At 32.6% G+C, this 19,542-nt stretch carries 20 protein-coding genes; 17 read left to right on the top strand and 3 right to left on the bottom strand.

The genetic code is table 11. The features are described 5' to 3' along the window. Positions 1–13 precede the first annotated feature (13 nt). From pyrF to AC1Q7N_RS01165, 4 genes are all read left to right on the top strand, one after another. Entirely contained in the window at positions 14–706 is a 693-nt protein-coding gene (gene pyrF, locus AC1Q7N_RS01180) for an orotidine-5'-phosphate decarboxylase (RefSeq protein WP_002469379.1), read from the top strand. Further along, on the top strand, positions 707–1,318 hold the full coding sequence (pyrE, locus tag AC1Q7N_RS01175; RefSeq protein ID WP_001830179.1) for an orotate phosphoribosyltransferase: 612 nt from the start codon (positions 707–709) through the stop codon (positions 1,316–1,318). It abuts the gene before it with no gap. A gap of 25 nt (positions 1,319–1,343) precedes the next feature. After that, complete coding sequence (locus AC1Q7N_RS01170; RefSeq protein ID WP_001830061.1) at positions 1,344–1,550, top strand: hypothetical protein; 207 nt, start codon at positions 1,344–1,346, stop codon at positions 1,548–1,550. 537 nt (positions 1,551–2,087) lie between these two features. Continuing rightward, positions 2,088–2,495 (top strand): VOC family protein, encoded by a 408-nt coding sequence (locus AC1Q7N_RS01165; protein ID WP_001830181.1) that lies wholly within the window; start codon positions 2,088–2,090, stop codon positions 2,493–2,495. 61 nt (positions 2,496–2,556) lie between these two features. Here AC1Q7N_RS01165 and AC1Q7N_RS01160 read toward each other — a convergent pair whose 3' ends face one another. Next, a complete protein-coding gene (locus AC1Q7N_RS01160) occupies positions 2,557–4,254 on the bottom strand; it encodes an Rqc2 family fibronectin-binding protein (protein WP_049387465.1) in 1,698 nt (565 codons plus the stop codon). Between the two features lie 269 nt (positions 4,255–4,523). Between AC1Q7N_RS01160 and gmk the strand changes: the two genes are divergently transcribed. The 4 genes from gmk (at position 4,524) to priA (ending at position 9,504) form a co-directional block, all read left to right on the top strand. Continuing rightward, positions 4,524–5,147, top strand: coding sequence for a guanylate kinase (gene gmk, locus AC1Q7N_RS01155; RefSeq protein WP_001830096.1), 624 nt, complete (start codon positions 4,524–4,526; stop codon positions 5,145–5,147). After that, on the top strand, positions 5,147–5,359 hold the full coding sequence (gene rpoZ / locus AC1Q7N_RS01150; protein WP_002456586.1) for a DNA-directed RNA polymerase subunit omega: 213 nt from the start codon (positions 5,147–5,149) through the stop codon (positions 5,357–5,359). Before gmk ends, rpoZ begins: the two co-directional genes overlap by 1 nt. A gap of 537 nt (positions 5,360–5,896) precedes the next feature. Continuing rightward, positions 5,897–7,096, top strand: a complete 1,200-nt coding sequence (gene coaBC, locus AC1Q7N_RS01145) for a bifunctional phosphopantothenoylcysteine decarboxylase/phosphopantothenate--cysteine ligase CoaBC (protein WP_002489766.1) — start codon at positions 5,897–5,899, stop codon at positions 7,094–7,096. After that, on the top strand, positions 7,096–9,504 hold the full coding sequence (gene priA / locus AC1Q7N_RS01140) for a primosomal protein N' (protein WP_001830152.1): 2,409 nt from the start codon (positions 7,096–7,098) through the stop codon (positions 9,502–9,504). Before coaBC ends, priA begins: the two co-directional genes overlap by 1 nt. A gap of 107 nt (positions 9,505–9,611) precedes the next feature. On the opposite strand, the gene AC1Q7N_RS01135 is transcribed toward priA, so the two are convergent. Next, on the bottom strand, positions 9,612–9,815 hold the full coding sequence (locus tag AC1Q7N_RS01135; RefSeq protein ID WP_001830141.1) for a TM2 domain-containing protein: 204 nt from the start codon (positions 9,813–9,815) through the stop codon (positions 9,612–9,614). Between the two features lie 221 nt (positions 9,816–10,036). Here AC1Q7N_RS01135 and AC1Q7N_RS01130 point away from each other — a divergent pair, with 221 nt between their 5' ends. The 9 genes from AC1Q7N_RS01130 (at position 10,037) to AC1Q7N_RS01090 (ending at position 19,070) form a co-directional block, all read left to right on the top strand. Then, complete coding sequence (locus tag AC1Q7N_RS01130; protein ID WP_001830064.1) at positions 10,037–10,525, top strand: peptide deformylase; 489 nt, start codon at positions 10,037–10,039, stop codon at positions 10,523–10,525. Continuing rightward, positions 10,518–11,450: a methionyl-tRNA formyltransferase gene (gene fmt / locus AC1Q7N_RS01125; protein WP_002439455.1), complete on the top strand. Its 933-nt coding sequence runs from the start codon at positions 10,518–10,520 to the stop codon at positions 11,448–11,450. The genes AC1Q7N_RS01130 and fmt overlap by 8 nt, the downstream gene beginning before the upstream one ends. Further along, positions 11,447–12,754: a 16S rRNA (cytosine(967)-C(5))-methyltransferase RsmB gene (gene rsmB, locus AC1Q7N_RS01120; RefSeq protein ID WP_001830124.1), complete on the top strand. Its 1,308-nt coding sequence runs from the start codon at positions 11,447–11,449 to the stop codon at positions 12,752–12,754. The genes fmt and rsmB overlap by 4 nt, the downstream gene beginning before the upstream one ends. 2 nt (positions 12,755–12,756) lie before the next feature. Further along, on the top strand, positions 12,757–13,851 hold the full coding sequence (gene rlmN, locus AC1Q7N_RS01115) for a dual-specificity RNA methyltransferase RlmN (protein ID WP_001830070.1): 1,095 nt from the start codon (positions 12,757–12,759) through the stop codon (positions 13,849–13,851). Positions 13,852–13,857: 6 nt separating this feature from the next. Continuing rightward, positions 13,858–14,601, top strand: a complete 744-nt coding sequence (locus AC1Q7N_RS01110) for a Stp1/IreP family PP2C-type Ser/Thr phosphatase (protein WP_002439460.1) — start codon at positions 13,858–13,860, stop codon at positions 14,599–14,601. Beyond that, a complete protein-coding gene (pknB, locus tag AC1Q7N_RS01105; protein WP_001833032.1) occupies positions 14,598–16,601 on the top strand; it encodes a Stk1 family PASTA domain-containing Ser/Thr kinase in 2,004 nt (667 codons plus the stop codon). Before AC1Q7N_RS01110 ends, pknB begins: the two co-directional genes overlap by 4 nt. Before the next feature lie 308 nt (positions 16,602–16,909). Further along, complete coding sequence (rsgA, locus tag AC1Q7N_RS01100) at positions 16,910–17,785, top strand: ribosome small subunit-dependent GTPase A (RefSeq protein ID WP_001830137.1); 876 nt, start codon at positions 16,910–16,912, stop codon at positions 17,783–17,785. Next, positions 17,786–18,430: a ribulose-phosphate 3-epimerase gene (gene rpe / locus AC1Q7N_RS01095; RefSeq protein WP_001830173.1), complete on the top strand. Its 645-nt coding sequence runs from the start codon at positions 17,786–17,788 to the stop codon at positions 18,428–18,430. 4 nt (positions 18,431–18,434) lie between these two features. Then, positions 18,435–19,070: a thiamine diphosphokinase gene (locus AC1Q7N_RS01090; RefSeq protein WP_001830164.1), complete on the top strand. Its 636-nt coding sequence runs from the start codon at positions 18,435–18,437 to the stop codon at positions 19,068–19,070. 82 nt (positions 19,071–19,152) lie between these two features. Here AC1Q7N_RS01090 and rpmB read toward each other — a convergent pair whose 3' ends face one another. Further along, positions 19,153–19,341 carry a 50S ribosomal protein L28 gene (rpmB, locus tag AC1Q7N_RS01085; RefSeq protein WP_001830107.1) on the bottom strand — a complete coding sequence of 63 codons (189 nt, stop codon included), beginning with the start codon at positions 19,339–19,341 and terminating at the stop codon, positions 19,153–19,155. Between the last annotated feature and the right edge of the window lie 201 nt (positions 19,342–19,542).

Here is a 19,542-nt window from a genome sequence, read left to right as displayed (position 1 = left end):
GGAGAAGATGAGTGTGAGAAATCTACCCATTATAGCATTAGATTTTAAATCAGCAGACGAGGTTCATACATTTTTAAATAAATTTAATGAACCGTTATGCGTCAAAATTGGGATGGAGTTATTTTATCAAACAGGGCCAGCTTTAATTAAGTCCATTAAAAAAAGAGGTCATGATATCTTTTTAGATTTAAAATTACATGACATACCTAATACTGTGAGTAAAGCAATGGAAGGCTTAGCACGTTTAGATGTAGATTTAGTCAATGTTCATGCTGCCGGTGGTATTAAAATGATGGAAGAAGCTAAAAAAGGGTTAAGAAAACATAATGCTGATATTAAAATCATTGCAGTTACTCAATTAACTTCAACTACTGAAAGACAATTACATGAAGAACAAAATATTCAAACCTCAATAGAGGAGGCAGTTTTAAATTATGCTCGTCTTACTAAAAAAGCTGGTTTAGACGGTGTCGTATGTTCTCCTCTTGAGGCTGAGATGATTTCTAAAGAACTAGGTACTGACTTTTTAAAAGTGACACCAGGTATTCGCCCGAAAGGCGCAGCTCGTAATGATCAACAACGAATTACAACACCAGAGGAAGCTAAAACCTTGGGGTCAACACATATCGTAGTAGGTCGACCTATCACTCAAAGTGAGCATCCAATTGACAGTTATCATAAAATAAAAGAAAGTTGGTTAAGTTAAATGGCTAAAAATATTGCTAAAGCATTGTTAGACATAGAGGCAGTTTCATTATCTCCAAATGATTTATTTACTTGGAGCTCTGGAATTAAATCGCCTATATATTGTGATAATCGAATAACTTTAGGCTACCCTGAAGTGCGTAATGCGATTAGAGATGGGTTAATTCAATTAATTAAAGAACATTTTTCTAACGTTGAAATTATCTCGGGTACGGCCACTGCTGGTATCCCTCATGCAGCTTACATTTCTGAAAAATTAGAATTACCTATGAATTACGTTAGATCAAAAAGTAAAAGCCATGGTAAACAAAACCAAATAGAAGGTGCAAAAAGCGAGAATAAAAATGTCGTTGTAGTCGAGGATTTAATTTCTACTGGAGGTTCTTCGATTACAGCTGTCGAAGCATTGGAAGAAGCGGGAGCTAATGTGCTTGGGGTCGTTGCTATATTCACATATGGTCTTGCGAAAGCAGACAAGACATTTAATAAGGCTCATATTCCGTTTTACACTTTAAGTGATTATAATGAGCTTATAGAAGTTGCGAAAGATGAAGGTAAAATCTCTTTAAATGATATCCAAACATTAGTTGATTGGCGAGATAACTTATCGTAATATATGAATGGTGAGGAGGCGTCTAATGGAACAAAATAATGATAATAATCATCTTTACACTTTAATAAAACATTGTAATGAGTTTCTTTATAGACGAGATGATTATAGAATTCCATCTGATTCTCAATCAGACCATTCTAATAATGAAAATATTTTAAAAACAATGAATGATGAAGTATTTAAACATTCAATTGAAATTTTTAAACGTGCCAAGAAAAATTTAAATCATTAACTATAAATCGATATTCTAAAAACACTCCAAAAGTGATGATTCAATCAACTTTCGGAGTGTTTTTATGAATTAACTTCGAAATCATAGTAAATTTTTATTATAAAGTCAGAATGAATTGTGGAAATAAGCTGAGAAGAAAAATCACTAGAGTATTCCAATTCATCGTACAATTGTACTTCACCTTCAATGCATATTTGAAATAATTATATTCAAATCAATAAATTCTACACGCATTATTTACGATAAATCAAAGGTTATAATAATTACTCAAAATTAACGTATAAACATCTTAGTCATTAGCCATCCAATTAATAGAACTAATGCAAATATTAATAATGGCACACCATAATGTATGAGCATAACAACGCCTCCAATCTTAATCGAACTATCAATCAAATTAAGAATCAAACTATATTAAAGTTCTAATTTTTTAAATCCTATATAACTACATTCTACAATGAAAGGACATACATGTTAAAATAATAAGTAAGATTGATTTTTAAATAACAAGAATACGATATAAAGAGGGAATAGCACATGGACATACCAAAAATTACGACGTTTTTAATGTTTAATGATGAAGCTGAAGAAGCAATTCAATTATACACAAGTTTATTTGAAGATAGTGAAATTATTACAATGGTGAAGTATGGCGAAGAAGGACCGGGCACACCTGGATCAGTACAACACTCCATCTTTACGCTAAATGGCCAAGTATTTATGGCAATAGATGCAAATAGTGGAGAAGAGTTGCCTATGAATCCAGCAATGTCACTATATGTCACTGTTAAGGATACTATGGAGATGGAACGTTTATTTAATGGTTTGAAAAATGAAGGCGCCATTTTAATGCCTAAAACAGAAATGCCACCATTTAGAGAGTTTGCATGGGTTCAAGATAAATTTGGCGTGAGTTTTCAACTTGCTTTACCAGAAAACAAATAGATTAAAAAGACAGCAGAATGTTGAATGATATGTGCATTCAATTCTGCTGTCTTTTTTAATATTATGATTCTTTCATTTGTTGAATATGATCATAATCAGGTGTTGCAAATAGGGTCTTTTGGTTGTCATATGTCACGAATCCAGGTTTTGCTCCAGAAGGTTTATGAACGTGTCTAATTTCTGTATAATCTACAGGAATCTGAGCTGAACTCCCAGCTTTAGAGAAGTACCCAGCTAGCATTGCCGCTTCTTTAATCGTTGTTTCGCTTGGACTCTCATTGAGTATGACAACATGAGATCCTGGAATATCCTTTGTATGAAACCATAAATGATTTTTACGTGCCTTTTTATTGGTAAGATAATCATTTTGTTTATTATTTTTACCTACTAATATCGTATCTCCATCAGTAGAATGATACGTTTGAAGTTGAATTTTAGACTGTTTTTTCTTTTTACTTTGTTTTCTTTGCTTCATGAATCCCTGTTCAGCAAGTTCATCGCGAATATCATCGATATCATCAACGGTAATGTGCTTTAACTGTTGTTCAATATTATCAAAGTAATCAATATTCTCTTTAGTAAGTTTAATCTGATGAGTCAATTCGTGCTCCCGTGTTTTCATACGGTTATATTGTTTATAATAATATTGAGCGTTAGTTGATGGCGATTTTGTAGGGTTAAGTGGAATCTTTACTTCTTCACCAGTATAGTAATTCAACGCTATAACAGAATCGTCACCTTGTTGAATACGATATATATTAGCTGTAATCAACTCTCCATATAATTGCTGAGTTTCTTTGTTTTTAGCACTTTCATACTCATCGATAAGTTTACTCAATTTATTTTGTTGTTTTTGCAGTTGCTGATGTACAAATCTGACTAAATCATTTGCACGTTGTTTGACTCTTTCTCTCTCTCCACGTGCATCATAAAAGCGATCCAATAGTTCATGAAGTGAATGATACTCAACTATATCATCATAGAATTGATTAAGTTTCATGAAATAGAAGTCCTCTTTACCTGTTTCATGATTTTTATGAAAGACAGGGGTAGGTGCTGATTTTGTTTCGGCCATGACTTCATCAAAAGCATCAGGTAATGTTTCTTGAGTCATAAATTGACGACGATTCACAATTTCATTAGCGATTAGCGGACTAAAGCCCTCACATATATTAAGTAATTGTTTGGCAATCTTTCCAGCATTAAAGTCTATATATTTTAATACCTCTTGTCCTGTTAATTCATAAGGATTGATTTTATTTTGATTTGGTGGTGCTTCATATTTGAAGCCAGGCATAACGGTTCTGTACTGATTTGTGTTAGGAGTTAGATGTTTAAACCCTTCGATGATTTTACGTTGATCATCGACAAGGATAAGGTTACTATGTTTACCCATTATTTCCAATATGATAGTTCTATATATTGTATCACCAATTTCATCTTTACTTTCGATATCAATCTCTATACGTCTATCGTTACCAACCTGTCGAATTGCTTTTATAAAGCCTCCCTCAAGGTGTTTACGGAAAACTCTTGCAAACATTGGTGGGGTAAATGGATTGTCGTATTTTTTAGTGGTTAATTGTAAACGAGAGAAACTAGGGTGAATCGATAGAAGTAGTTGATGATTTTTACGATTTTGTCTTATTACAATAATTATTGTGTCATTTTCTGGTTGATTTATTTTATGAATTCGGCCTGAGACTAAACCTTGTAATGATTCAATCATTTTTTTAGTAAATAAGCCATCATATGCCATAATTATCTGCCACCTTATACTTTTTCATTCATCATATTGTAACATGCGTAAACTGAGAGGTCATGATTAAAGACTGTAAATTATTTTAAAGTTGAATATTCTTAATTTTTATAGCAATTTATAAAGGCGAATTGAAGTGCTTAAAAATTTTAAAGATATGACGAAATAAGATGAATTTGACTCTATAACAATGTACGGCTATACATATATCGTAGCAATATGATATTATATTTAAATAATAGAAGAATAGCTTAGAGAGGTCGTAAGGCATGGATAAGGAAAAAGGACTGTTAATTGTTCTTTCAGGCCCTTCAGGTGTTGGAAAGGGAACTGTTAGAAAGAAGATATTTGAAGACCCAACTACTTCATATAAGTATTCTATATCAATGACGACACGTCATATGCGTGAAGGTGAAATTGATGGTGTAGATTACTTCTTTAAAACAAAGGAAGAATTTGAGGCGTTAATTAAAGACGACCAGTTTATTGAGTATGCACAATATGTAGGTAATTACTATGGTACACCTGTACAATATGTAAAGGATACTATGGAAGAAGGTCATGACGTCTTTTTAGAAATCGAAGTTGAAGGTGCTAAGCAAGTAAGAAAGAAATTTCCAGATGCGTTGTTCATATTTTTAGCGCCTCCAAGTTTAGATGACTTGAAAGAACGTCTTGTTGGTAGAGGAACTGAATCAGATGAAAAGATTCAAAGTCGTGTGAACGAGGCACGAAAAGAAGTAGAAATGATGAATTTATACGACTACGTTGTAGTTAACGACGAGGTTGAACTCGCTAAGAATCGAATTCAGTCAATAGTTGAAGCTGAGCATTTAAAAAGAGAGCGAATCGAAGCTAAATATAGAAAAATGTTACTGGAGGTCAAAAAATAATGTTAAATCCACCGTTAAACCAACTTACTGCAAAAGTGAATTCAAAATATCTTATTGCCACTACGGCGGCTAAAAGAGCACGTGAATTAGATGAAAAACGCGAAACAGCGCTTTTAGATCAGTACCATTCAGCTAAACCTGTTGGAAAAGCTTTAGAAGAAATTGCTGATGGTAAAATAGAACCTGTTGTACCGAAAGAGTATTTAGGATAAAGTTTTATTAATATTGGTAGAGCCTGGGACATAAAAATTGTCCTAGGTTTTTTAATTACTAGTAAATTATAAAATAGTTGAATAGCGTATAAAACAAGCTTGAAATCAGACAAAAATTCTTTGTCCAACTTGAAAGTTACATTTAGTAATAGTCACTTTTTTAATTTAATGATTAATTTGTGTATAATAATTATAAATAAGTCGTCAATGAATCTGAAATATAAATGACTAGTTTTAGCCATTAAATCTCTTCGCAGTAGATTGACTACCCTGAAATGTACTTAAAATAAAACGTTTAAGGGTCTGAGTTTCTGTTATGAAAATTTTATTAGATTCTCTATTTAAGGTCATATTGCGAGAGGGTGGGATAATGAATTCATTATGAATTCTATTCCGCTCTCTTTTTACGAGGGATATGCTTTTGCTTAGCCAAAGTTGCCTTTAAATTTGATATTTAATAGATAACACATAACTAAATTATTCCGTTCCATTTCTAATTTAGGCGTATTGATAAAGTATTAAGGGAGAATATAAATAATGAAACATATTTTATTAGCTGTTACAGGCGGTATCGCAGCATATAAAGCAATTGATTTAACAAGTAAATTAATACAATCCGGCTATGATGTAAGAGTTATGCTATCTGATCATGCTCAAGAGTTTGTTACTCCGCTAGCTTTTCAAGCAATCAGTAGAAATCCTGTTTACACAAATACATTTAAAGAAGAAAATCCTGAAGAGATTCAACATGTATCATTAGGAGACTGGGCAGATGCGATTATAGTCGCGCCAGCAACTGCTAATACTATCGCAAAATTAAGTGTTGGAATTGCTGATGATTTAATTACTTCTACATTACTTGCTACAACAACACCAAAATTCGTTGCACCCGCAATGAATGTAAATATGTATAACAATCCACGTACTAAACATAATATGAAAGTGCTAAGTCAAGACGGATATTATTTTATTGAACCTGGTAGTGGCTATTTAGCATGTGGTTATGTAGCAAAAGGGCGAATGGAAGAACCCATGCAAATCCTATCTGTTATTAATAAATTTTTTACTCAACAGAAGAATGTTATCAAAAGCTCTTTTTCTGGAAAGCGCGCATTAGTTACAGCTGGGCCTACAGTTGAAGTTATTGATCCTGTTCGATACGTATCAAATCGTTCATCAGGAAAAATGGGATATGCTATAGCTGAAGCATTACGAGATAAGGGAGCAATCGTAACTTTAATTAGTGGTCCCACCCACTTATCTCTACCTGAAGGGATTAATGTAGTAAAAGTTGAGAGTGCAGATGATATGTTTCAAGCTGTAACCGAACGCTTTGCGAAACAAGATATAGTGATTAAAGCAGCGGCGGTGTCTGATTATACACCAATGGACATACTTGAACATAAATTAAAAAAACAAGAAGGAGGATTATCTGTTCAATTTAAGCGTACAAAGGATATTTTAAAATACTTAGGAGAAAATAAAACGCACCAATATCTTGTTGGTTTTGCTGCTGAAACACAAAATATTGAACAGTATGCTCTAGACAAACTCAAAAGAAAAAATGCAGATGTTATCATTTCGAACAATGTAGGTGATACATCCATAGGCTTTAGTTCAGATGACAATGAATTAACTATGCATTTTAAAAATAATGAAAAAGTAAATATTAAGAAAGGAAAAAAATCAGCTTTAGCACATCAAATTATAGAAATTTTAGAAACTAGGTGGCAGTAATGATTGCAAAAGTAATTGTTGATATTCCGTCGAAAAGTGTCGATTTTAAATTTGATTATATCGTTCCTAAAAATTTAGAACGTGTGATTCAAATTGGCGTTCGCGTTGTGGTACCTTTTGGCCCTAGAACTATACAAGGATACGTCATGAATATTCAACAAAAACCAGATGGAAATATGGATATATCGAAACTAAAAGAAATAAAAGAAGTACGTGATATTAAACCTGAATTAACATCCGAACTGATTCAATTAAGCGAATGGATGAGCCATTATCATGTGATGAAACGTATTTCTGTTTTAGAAGCGATGTTGCCAAGTGCCATTAAAGCAAAGTATAAGAAAGCTTTTTCAATTATCGATCCAAAAAATTTATCTTCAAAAACCAAAGCGCTATTTAACAATGACGGTTATTACTTATATAAAGAAGCTCAGCAAAACAATGATTTAGAAGAAATGTTGACTTTGTTAAATCAAGGATTGATTGAAGAGGTCACGATACTTTCTCAAAACACAAAAAAGAAAACTCAAAAAGCTGTTGGCGTAGTTAATACGTTGAATGGTGATGAAGTACTTGCAAAACTCGAGAAATATACAAAACAATATGATTTGTATGCATTTTTATTAGAAGAGTCTCATCGAACAGTGTTTTTAAAAGAAATCAATGATATGGGCTTCTCTCACTCGAGTTTAGATTCTTTAATCAAAAAAGGTTATATTGAAAAATATATCGCCGAGGTTTTCAGAGATCCATATGCAAATCGTATATTTGAACAAGAACAAAAGAGGATATTAACTAAAGAACAGCAAGATGCATTTGAAGCTATTCAACATTATATTCATGATGAAAAAGAAAGAACATTTTTATTACACGGAGTCACAGGTTCAGGTAAAACCGAAGTCTATCTTCAAACAATAGAAGAAGTTCTTAATAAAGGTAAAGAAGCCATGATGTTAGTGCCGGAAATCGCCTTAACACCTCAGATGGTACTAAGATTTAAACGTCGATTTGGAGATGATGTAGCGGTATTACATTCCGGACTTTCAAAAGGTGAACGTTATGATGAGTGGCAAAAAATTAGAGACGGTCGAGCTCGAGTGAGTGTAGGTGCTCGTTCAAGTATTTTCGCACCGTTTAAAAATTTAGGCATCATTATAATTGATGAAGAACATGAATCTACATATAAACAAGAAGATTATCCCAGATATCATGCACGTGATATTGCACAATGGAGAAGTCAATTTCATCATTGTCCTGTAGTTTTAGGTAGCGCAACACCGAGTCTTGAGTCATATGCTAGAGCAGAAAAAAATGTTTACGAGTTGTTGTCATTGCCACATAGAGTCAATCAACAAGCGTTACCGCATATTGATATTATAGATATGAGAGAAGAATTAAGTGAAGGTAATCGTTCCATGTTTTCTATAGCACTAAGACAAGCGATACAAGAACGGTTGGATAAAAAAGAACAAATAGTACTATTCTTAAATAGAAGGGGATATGCTTCATTTATGTTATGTAGAGATTGTGGTTACGTTCCCCAATGTCCCCATTGTGATATTTCGTTAACATATCATAAAACAACCGATCAATTAAAATGTCATTACTGTGGTTATCAAGAAAATCCACCATCTCAATGTCCAAATTGTGAAGGTGATCATATCAGACAAGTCGGAACTGGAACGCAACGTGTAGAAGAATTATTACAACAAGAATTCCCTCATGCTCGTATTATAAGGATGGATGTTGATACAACTTCAAGAAAAGGTGCACATGAGAAATTGTTAAATGACTTTGAAGCAGGAAAAGGAGATATCTTATTAGGTACGCAAATGATTGCTAAAGGTTTGGATTATCCTAACATTACTCTAGTTGGTGTGCTCAATGCTGACACTATGTTAAACTTACCTGACTTTCGTGCCAGTGAACGAACATACCAACTTTTAACTCAGGTATCTGGACGCGCAGGTCGTCATGAAAAAGAAGGACAAGTTATCATACAAACGTACAACCCTGATCATTATTCAATAAAGGATGTGAAATTAAACGATTATCTTTCTTTTTATCAAAAAGAAATGAATTATCGAAAATTAGGAAAATATCCACCTTACTATTTTTTGATTAACTTTACCATTTCACATACTGATATAAAAAAGGTCATGATGGCCTCTAAGCATATACATCAAATTTTAGTACAGCACTTAAGTGAAAAAGCATTCGTGCTAGGCCCTTCACCAGCAGCACTAGCAAGAATTAACAATGAGTATCGTTTTCAAATACTAGTAAAATATAAGAGTGAGCCTCAATTACATCAAGCGTTACAATATTTAGATGATTATTATCATGATCAATATGTAAAGGATAAACTATCATTAAAAATTGATATCAATCCACAAATGATGATGTGAATGAAGTGCCAAACATCAAAAAGCCTCAAAATCCATCACTTTAGATGTTTTTTGAGGCTATTCTTATAAATCAAACTAAAATGCGTCATATGGACATTAAATTAATTTTACATTCTGACGTTCCCGTTTGCGTCGGCAGGTTTGAATAATGTTAAAACTGCACTAATAATTGCTAACACATGCGGGATAGCAGTCCAACAAAATAGAATATGCAATAATCCTTGAATTGGTTTACCAGCATAAAATTTGTGGATGCCAAAACTACCAAGAAAGACTGCTAGTAAAATATAAATGACTTTATTAACTTCCATTTATATCAACTCCTTTAGCATAATACTTTATATATCTTACATTTCTTATTTTATAATTTAATCAAAATTACGCAATTGTTTTACTTTATAACTTTGATATTTCATTCTAAAGTATGAGGTGAACGAAGAGGAGATTAAGATATAAGCTTACTTCGAAAGGTCGCAATTTCATACTAAGTAAGTTATAATGATATGATGAATTTTAATGAGGAGCCTAAGTGATGACTGTAAAGAAATTAGTAAAATCAACACATCCTATTTTGAATAAAACAATTCAACCTGTAAGCACGTATGATCAAAAACTAAAAGTGTTATTGGAAGATTTGGAAGATACATTATATCATGAGGAAGCTGCTGCAATTAGTGCACCTCAAATTGGAGTAGATCAAAGTGTTGCACTCATCGATATGGAACAAGAAGGGTTATTACAACTTATTAATCCTGTCGTTAAAAGTCAATCTCAAGAGACTGTTTCTGACTTAGAAGGCTCAATCAGTTTACCTCATATATATGGAGAAGTTAAACGTAGCAAAATGATCACTGTACAAAGCTATGATATCAATGGAAATGCAGTTGAATTAACTGCATATGACGATATTGCACGCATGATTTTACATATGATTGATCATCTTAATGGAATTCAATTTACCAAAAGAGCACATCATATATTAAATGAAACTGAAGTGGAGGCGTATTTTGACAATGAGTAAAATCATTTTTATGGGAACACCTGATTTTTCAACGAAAATTTTAGAGATGTTAATTGCTGAGCATGAAGTTATCGCTGTAGTGACACAACCTGATAGACCAGTGGGACGTAAGAAAGTGATGACACCACCACCAGTAAAAAGAGTAGCTACAAAGCATCAAATACCGGTATATCAACCTGAAAAACTTAAAGATTCTCAAGAATTAGAATCGTTACTTTCTTTAGAATCAGATTTAATAGTAACGGCTGCGTTCGGTCAACTATTACCAGAGTCCTTACTCAATGCACCTAAATTAGGAGCTATTAATGTCCATGCATCATTGCTACCTAAGTATAGAGGAGGAGCACCTATACATCAGGCTATAATTGATGGTGAAGAAGAAACTGGAATCACGATTATGTATATGGTTAAAAAACTTGATGCAGGTAATATCATCTCGCAACAATCAATTCGTATTGAAGAAGAAGATAATGTTGGCACAATGCATGATAAATTAAGCTTTTTAGGTGCCGAATTATTAAAGAAGACACTTCCTAGTATCATTGATAATACCAATGACAGTATCCCTCAAGATGATGCACTTGCAACATTTGCATCTAATATTCGTCGTGAAGACGAGAGAGTTGATTGGAATATGAGTGCACAAGCAATTCATAACCATATTAGAGGACTGTCTCCATGGCCAGTTGCTTATACAACTATGAATGAAAAGAATCTCAAATTATTTAGCGCTTTCATTGTGAAAGGGAAAAAAGGTAATCCAGGAACAATTATTGAAACTACTAAGCATGAACTCATCATAGCTACCGGTTCTGATGATGCCATCGCACTTACTGAGATTCAACCTGCAGGGAAAAAACGTATGAAAGTTACTGATTATTTAAGTGGTGTACAAGAGTCGTTAGTTGGGAAAGTTCTATTATGATGAAATCAGTGCGAACATATGCATTAGAAACAATCAACGACGTCCTAAATAAAGGTGCTTATAGTAATTTGAAAATTAATGAAGTTCTATCTACAAATAACATTAATACAGTAGATAAAAATTTGTTCACAGAATTAGTATATGGAACAATAAAAAGAAAATACACGTTAGATTATCTACTAAAGCCTTTTATCAAAACTAAAATCAAATCATGGGTGCGACAATTACTGTGGATGAGTTTATATCAATATTTATATTTAGATAAAATACCTAACCATGCTATTATTCATGAAGCGGTAGATATAGCAAAGAAACGTGGTGGCTTTCACACAGGGAATATAGTCAATGGTATATTACGAACAGTAATGCGCACTGAATTGCCAAGCTTTGAAGATATAGATGATACTAAAAAAAGAATTGCAATTCAATATAGTCTTCCCAAATGGATTGTTGATCATTGGGTTACACATTTTGGAGTAGAAAAAACTGAAAACATTGCACGATCTTTTTTAGAGCCTGTAACCACAACCGTGCGCGCCAATATATCTCGTGATTCTATTGATTCAATTATCTCTAAGTTAGAACAGGAAGGTTACCACGTTAAAAAAGACGATATGTTACCATTTTGTCTTCATATATCAGGTATGCCTGTGGTTAATTCAAACGCTTTTAAAGAAGGTTATATCTCTATTCAAGATAAAAGTTCAATGATGGTAGCTTATGTAATGAACCTAGGGCGAGATGACAAAGTTTTAGATGCGTGCAGCGCACCTGGTGGTAAAGCTTGTCATATGGCAGAAATTCTTTCACCAGAAGGTCACGTCGATGCAACAGATATTCATGAACATAAAATAAATCTTATAAAGCAAAATATTAAAAAATTGAAATTGAATAATATCAAGGCTTTTCAACATGATGCTACAGAAGTATACGATAAAATGTATGATAAGATTCTTGTTGATGCACCATGTAGTGGATTAGGTGTTCTTAGACACAAACCTGAAATTAAATATAGTCAATCACAAAATAGCATTAAGTCTTTAGTAGAATTACAATTACAAATTTTAGAAAATGTTAAAGATAATATTAAACCTGGTGGTACAATAGTGTATTCAACATGTACAATAGAACAAATGGAAAACGAAAATGTCATCTATACTTTTTTAAAGAGACATAAAGATTTTGAGTTTGAACCATTCCAAAATCCAGCGACTGGTGAACAGGTTAAAACGTTACAGATACTTCCACAAGATTTTAATTCGGATGGATTCTTTATTAGCAAGATAAAAAGAAAGGAAAGTTAGAGATGATAACTGCAGAAAAAAAGAAGAGAAACAAATTCTTACCTAATTTCGAAAAACAATCGATCTACTCCTTAAGATATGACGAGATGCAACAATGGCTTATTGATCACGGACAACAAAAATTCAGAGCAAAACAAATTTTTGAATGGTTATACCAAAAGCGTGTGAATACTATTGATGAAATGACTAACCTGTCTAAAGAGTTACGTCAAATTCTCAAAGATCATTTTGCAATGACGACATTGACCACTGTTGTTAAACAAGAAAGTAAAGATGGAACAATCAAGTTCTTATTTGAATTACAAGATGGTTATACTATTGAAACTGTTTTAATGAGACATGAATATGGAAATTCTGTCTGTGTAACAACACAAGTAGGATGTAGAATTGGTTGTACGTTTTGTGCTTCCACTTTGGGCGGATTAAAGCGTAATTTAGAGGCCGGAGAGATTGTCTCTCAAGTATTAACTGTACAAAAGGCACTAGACGAAACGAATGAACGTGTATCACAAATTGTCATTATGGGCATAGGTGAACCTTTCGAGAATTATGATGAAATGATGGATTTCTTAAGAATTGTTAATGATGATAACAGTTTAAATATTGGTGCACGTCATATTACTGTATCTACTTCAGGAATTATTCCAAGAATTTATGATTTTGCCGAAGAAGATATACAAATAAATTTTGCTGTGAGTCTTCATGGTGCTAAAGACGAAATAAGATCAAGATTAATGCCTATCAATCGTGCTTATAACGTTGATAAGTTAATGGAAGCTATTCGTTATTATCAAGAAAAGACAAATCGCCGTGTTACTTTTGAATATGGATTGTTTGGTGGTGTTAATGACCAACTTGAACATGCGAGAGATTTGGCACATTTAATTAAGAATCTCAATTGCCACGTTAATTTAATACCAGTTAACCATGTCCCAGAAAGAAATTATGTAAAGACACCAAAAGATGATATTTTTAAATTCGAGAAGGAATTAAAGAGATTAGGAATTAATGCTACAATTAGACGTGAGCAAGGGTCAGATATTGATGCTGCGTGTGGACAATTAAGAGCGAAGGAACGACAAGTAGAAACGAGGTAAAGACATATGTTAAACGCACAATTTTTCACTGATACTGGGCAACATCGTGAGAAAAACGAGGACGCTGGCGGTATATTTTACAATCAAACACAGCAACAAATGCTAGTATTATGCGATGGCATGGGTGGACATCAAGCTGGAGAAATAGCTAGTCAGTTTGTTACTTATGAACTTCAAAAGCGTTTTGAAGAAGAAAATCTAATTGAAATAAATCGTGCTGAATCGTGGTTGCGTTCGAACATTAAAGAAATCAATTTTCAGCTGTACAACTATGCTCAAGAAAATGAAGATTACAGAGGTATGGGTACAACGCTCGTTTGTGCCATCATTTATGACAAACAAGTTGTTGTAGCAAATGTAGGAGATTCGCGCGCTTATGTAATTAATCAGAGACAGATGGATCAAATTACGAGCGACCATTCATTTGTTAATCACTTAGTAATGACTGGACAAATTACTAAAGATGAAGCATTTCATCATCCACAACGTAATATTATTACTAAAGTCATGGGAACAGATAAACGTGTTTCTCCAGATTTATTTATCAAGAGAACTCATTTTTATGATTATCTTCTTTTGAACTCTGACGGACTTACTGATTATGTCAGAGATTATGAAATCCAAGAACTACTAAGTTCAAATAATTCATTAGACGTCCATGGTAATGAGTTATTGGACTTAGCGCTTGCCCATGATTCAAAAGATAATGTCAGCTTTATCCTTTTAAAGTTAGAAGGTGATAAAGTATGATAGGTAAAGTCATAAATGAACGCTATACTATTACCGATAAACTCGGTGGTGGTGGGATGAGTATTGTCTACTTAGCTGTAGATTCAATACTTAACAGAAAAGTTGCTATTAAAGCGATTTCGATTCCTCCAAGTGAAAAAGAAGAGACATTTAAACGTTTTGAAAGAGAAGTACATAATTCTTCTCAACTTTCTCATGAGAATATAGTCAGTATGATTGACGTAGATGAGGAAGATGATTGTTTTTATATTGTTATGGAATACATAGAAGGTCCTACTTTAGCGGAATATATACACAGTCATGGTCCACTTAGTGTAGAAACTGCTATTCAGTTTACAGAACAAATTTTGAGTGGAATCAAACATGCGCATGATATGAGAATTGTTCATCGCGATATTAAACCACAGAATATATTAATTGATAAGAATAAAAAATTACAAATTTTTGATTTTGGTATTGCTAAAGCATTGAGTGAAACGTCGCTGACTCAAACAAATCATGTTTTAGGAACTGTTCAATATTTATCGCCTGAACAGGCTAAAGGCGAAGCTACTGATGAAAGTACTGACATATATTCAATTGGAATTGTATTATATGAGATGTTAGTTGGAGAGCCACCATTCAATGGAGAGACTGCAGTGAGTATTGCTATAAAGCATATTCAAGATAGTATCCCAAATATAACAACGGATAAAAGAGATGATGTACCTCAATCATTGAGTAATGTCGTTTTACGTGCTACCGAGAAAGATAAATATCATCGCTATCATACTGTTCAAGAAATGTGTGACGATTTAACAAGTGCTTTACATGAGAATCGTTTGAATGAAGAAAAATACGAGCTAGATAAAACTAAAACGGTACCACTCACTAAAGATGATTTGAATCATAAAATCTATGATGAACAAAATCAAAATGACCTTAATAAAACCATGCAAATACCTATTGTTAACGATTCAATAAAGCAACAAGAATTTCAATCGTCTGAACCACGTTATTATCAAAAAAGCGACAAGAAACGTTCTAAAATGAAAATTGCAATTTTATCAATCATTTTTGTAATATTATTAATTGGTTTATTTTCTTTTGTAGCTATGGCTGTTTTTGGAAATAAATATGAAGAAATGCCTGACCTTAAAGGGAAAACTGAAAAACAAGCTGAAAAGGTATTAGACAGTCATCATCTAAAAGTAGGTGACATATCAAGAAATTATAGTGATAAATATCCTGAAAACCAAATTATTAAAACAAATCCAGATAGTGGAGAACGCGTCGAACAAGGGAATAGAGTTGATATCGTTCTATCCAAAGGACCAGAGAAGGTTAAGATGCCAAATGTTTTAGGTATGTCGAAAAATGATGCGCTAAAAAAATTAAAGGCTATCGGATTTAAAGATATTCACGTTGAGCAAGCTTATAGTCAAACATATGAAAAAGGATTAATTTCTGAACAAAGCGTTGTAGCTAATAGTGAGGTTGCCGTTAATAATCATCATATTACAATTTATGAATCATTAGGTGTTCGACAAGTATATGTCAATAATTATGAAAATAAGTCATATGAGTCAGCAAAAAAAGAACTTGAAGATAAAGGATTTAAAGTTCAAGTGACAAAAGAAAACAACGATGATGTCGAAAAAGGTAATGTCATTTCTCAATCTCCAAAGGATAAAACTGTTGATGAAGGTTCTACTATACTATTAGTGGTTTCTAAAGGAGAAAAGTCTGAAGAAGAAGATGATGAGGAGGACAAGGATACAACGACTAAAAATGAGACTGTTAAAGTACCGTATACCGGTAAAAAAAGTAAAAGTCAAAAAGTAGAAGTATTTATTCGTGATATTGAAAATAAAGGTGATTCAGCAGTTCAAACGTTTAATATTAAAAGTGATAAAACAATTAATATTCCTTTGAAAATTAAAAAAGGAAGTGACGCTGGGTACACCATAAGAGTTGATAATAAAATTGTAGCTGATAAAGATGTGAGCTATGATGGCTAAATGAGTAACAACTAATGATAAATTAATAATAAATTTGTAGTGTAACTTTTCAATGATGATTATAATTGAAATAATTTTAAATGATTATCTGATTAAAATGAAAAAATCCTTGTAAAAGATGAAGAGTCTGTACATATGAATACATATGTTGCAGGCTCGTTTTATTAATATGAGACAATTGGTCTTTAGAGTTTATTAAAAACTATATATTTGTAGGTAGATCATTGAGCTTGAATTGAGTTGTTATATTATAAGTACTAGTATTTTGATATAATATGATTAAGAAAATATAAATGAGAGGTGTCTTTTTGAAGACTGGTCGAATCGTTAAACTAATCAGTGGTGTGTATCAAGTAGACGTAGAAGGTGAGAGATTTGATACCAAACCACGTGGTTTATTCAGAAAAAAGAAGTTTTCACCTGTGGTGGGCGATATCGTAGATTTTGAAGTTCAAAATACAAAAGAGGGCTATATTCATCATGTACATGACCGAAATAATGAACTAAAACGACCACCTGTAAGTAATATTGACGAGTTAGTTATAGTAATGAGTGCAGTCGAGCCTGAATTTTCAACACAATTATTAGATCGCTATTTAGTGATTGCTCATTCTTATCATCTCAAACCTAGAATTTTAATCACTAAACATGATTTAGCTTCCGAACAAGAAATTCTTAAAATCAAAGACACAATAAAAATATATCAAAAAATAGGATATGCTACGCAGTTTATTGGAAAAGATAGTAATTATACTGCTACTGTTGATGAATGGTCTGACGGTTTAATAGTATTAAGTGGCCAATCTGGAGTGGGTAAATCTACTTTCTTAAATAGTTATCAGCCTCAGTTGAAGTTAGAAACAAATGATATTTCTAAGTCATTGAATAGGGGTAAACATACTACAAGACATGTCGAATTATACGATAGAAAAGGTGGTTACATCGCTGATACACCGGGGTTTAGTGCGTTAGATTTTAATCATATTGAAAAAGAACAACTAAAAGATTTTTTTATTGATATTCATGAAGCTGGAGAGCAATGTAAGTTTCGTAATTGTAATCATATAAAAGAACCACAATGTCATGTCAAAGCACTCGTTGAAAAAGGAGAAATTCCACAATTCAGGTATGATCATTATCAGCAATTATATAATGAAATTTCCAATAGAAAGGTTCGATACTAAATGGTTAAAATTTTACCATCACTTTTATCTATAGATTTTTTAAATTTAAAAGAAGAGCTTCAATTGTTAGAAACAGCAAAGGTAGACGGATTACACTTTGATGTAATGGACGGTAAATTTGTCCCTAATATTTCAATCGGTATTCCGATTTTGGATGCTGTTAGACAACAATCTCATTTGCCAATAGATGTTCATTTAATGATTGAGCAACCTGAAAATTATATTAATCTTTTTGCCGAACATGGTGCTGATATGATTTCTGTTCATGTTGAGTCGACAACGCATATACATAGAGCAATTGAACAAATTAAACAATTAGGGAAAAAAGCAGGTGTCGTCATCAATCCCGGAACATCTGTAGAAACAATTTTACCTATATTGAGTATTGTTGATTATGTTCTAGTAATGACTGTAAATCCTGGTTTTGGTGGACAAACATTCATAGAACAATGCGTGACTAAGATTGAGCAATTAAATCAACTTAAACATGAAAATCATTTAACTTTTGATATTGAGGTAGATGGAGGCATTAACGATCAAACGAGTAAACGATGTGTAGAACAGGGTGCTACAATGTTAGTCACTGGTTCATACTTCTTTAAACAAGAGGATTATGCAAAAGTAACATCTTTATTAAAGGAATGATAATGTGAAGATTAATTTATTATGTTCTCAACGTTTATTACCTAATCATATTTTTGAAAAAGAAAAAGATTCTAATTGGGCAGGTATTGATAGAGGTGCGCTTATACTCGTAAAACAAGGTATTCAACCTATATTTTCTGTAGGTGATTTTGACTCAGTGAATAATGAAGAACGTTTGATGTTGATGAAAAATCTTCAAATCGAACCGGTTGAAGCTGAAAAAGATGATACTGATTTAGCTTTAGGAGTAGCTCAAGCAGTTGAAAGAGGATACACAGAAATTACAATTTATGGTGCAACAGGCGGTCGGTTAGACCACTTTATGGGTGTGCTTCAAATTTTACAAAAACCTCAATACTTACATCAATCTATAAAAATAAAAGTCATTGATCAACAAAATCATATTCAATTATTAAATGAAGGTAAGTATGTAATCAACAGAGATAGTACTTATCCATATATATCGTTTATCCCTCTAAATGATAAAACTATATTAACTTTACAGGGTTTCAAATATAATTTAAATCAAGAACACTTAAATTTAGGCTCTACACTCACAATTTCAAATGAAGTAAAGGTTAATGAAGCAATCATTCGAGTTGAACAAGGAACAGTTTTAAAAATACGTAGTCGTGACTAAAAAAGACCTTAAAGGTCTCACCTTTAAGGTCTTAAAATTTATCCTCCACATAAGGATATTTTTATTATGTGCATTATATTTATTAAACTCTAGTAACTTTACCAGATTTTAAAGCACGTGCAGAAACCCAAACTTTCTTTGGTTTGCCGTCTACAAGGATTCTAACTTTTTGAAGGTTAGCGTTCCATCTGCGTTTATTCGCATTTAAAGCGTGTGAACGATGATTACCAGTCGAAGCTTTACGACCTGTTACGAAACATTGTTTACCCATGAAAGTACCTCCTTTAATAAATATAAATACACACTACTACTTATATACTTTAATAAGATAACACATAATGAGATTGTCGGCAATAAAGACTTTTATAAATTATAAAAATTACAATAAAATGCAATTTATTATGCTATAATTGTGTGATGTGGAGTTATATAGTATGATACTGTAAAGAAACAGTTAAATTAATTAGATAAA

Source organism: Staphylococcus sp. GW823-FHT05F06 (assembly GCF_058795495.1).
This window is presented reverse-complemented; position numbering and strand designations above follow the sequence as displayed.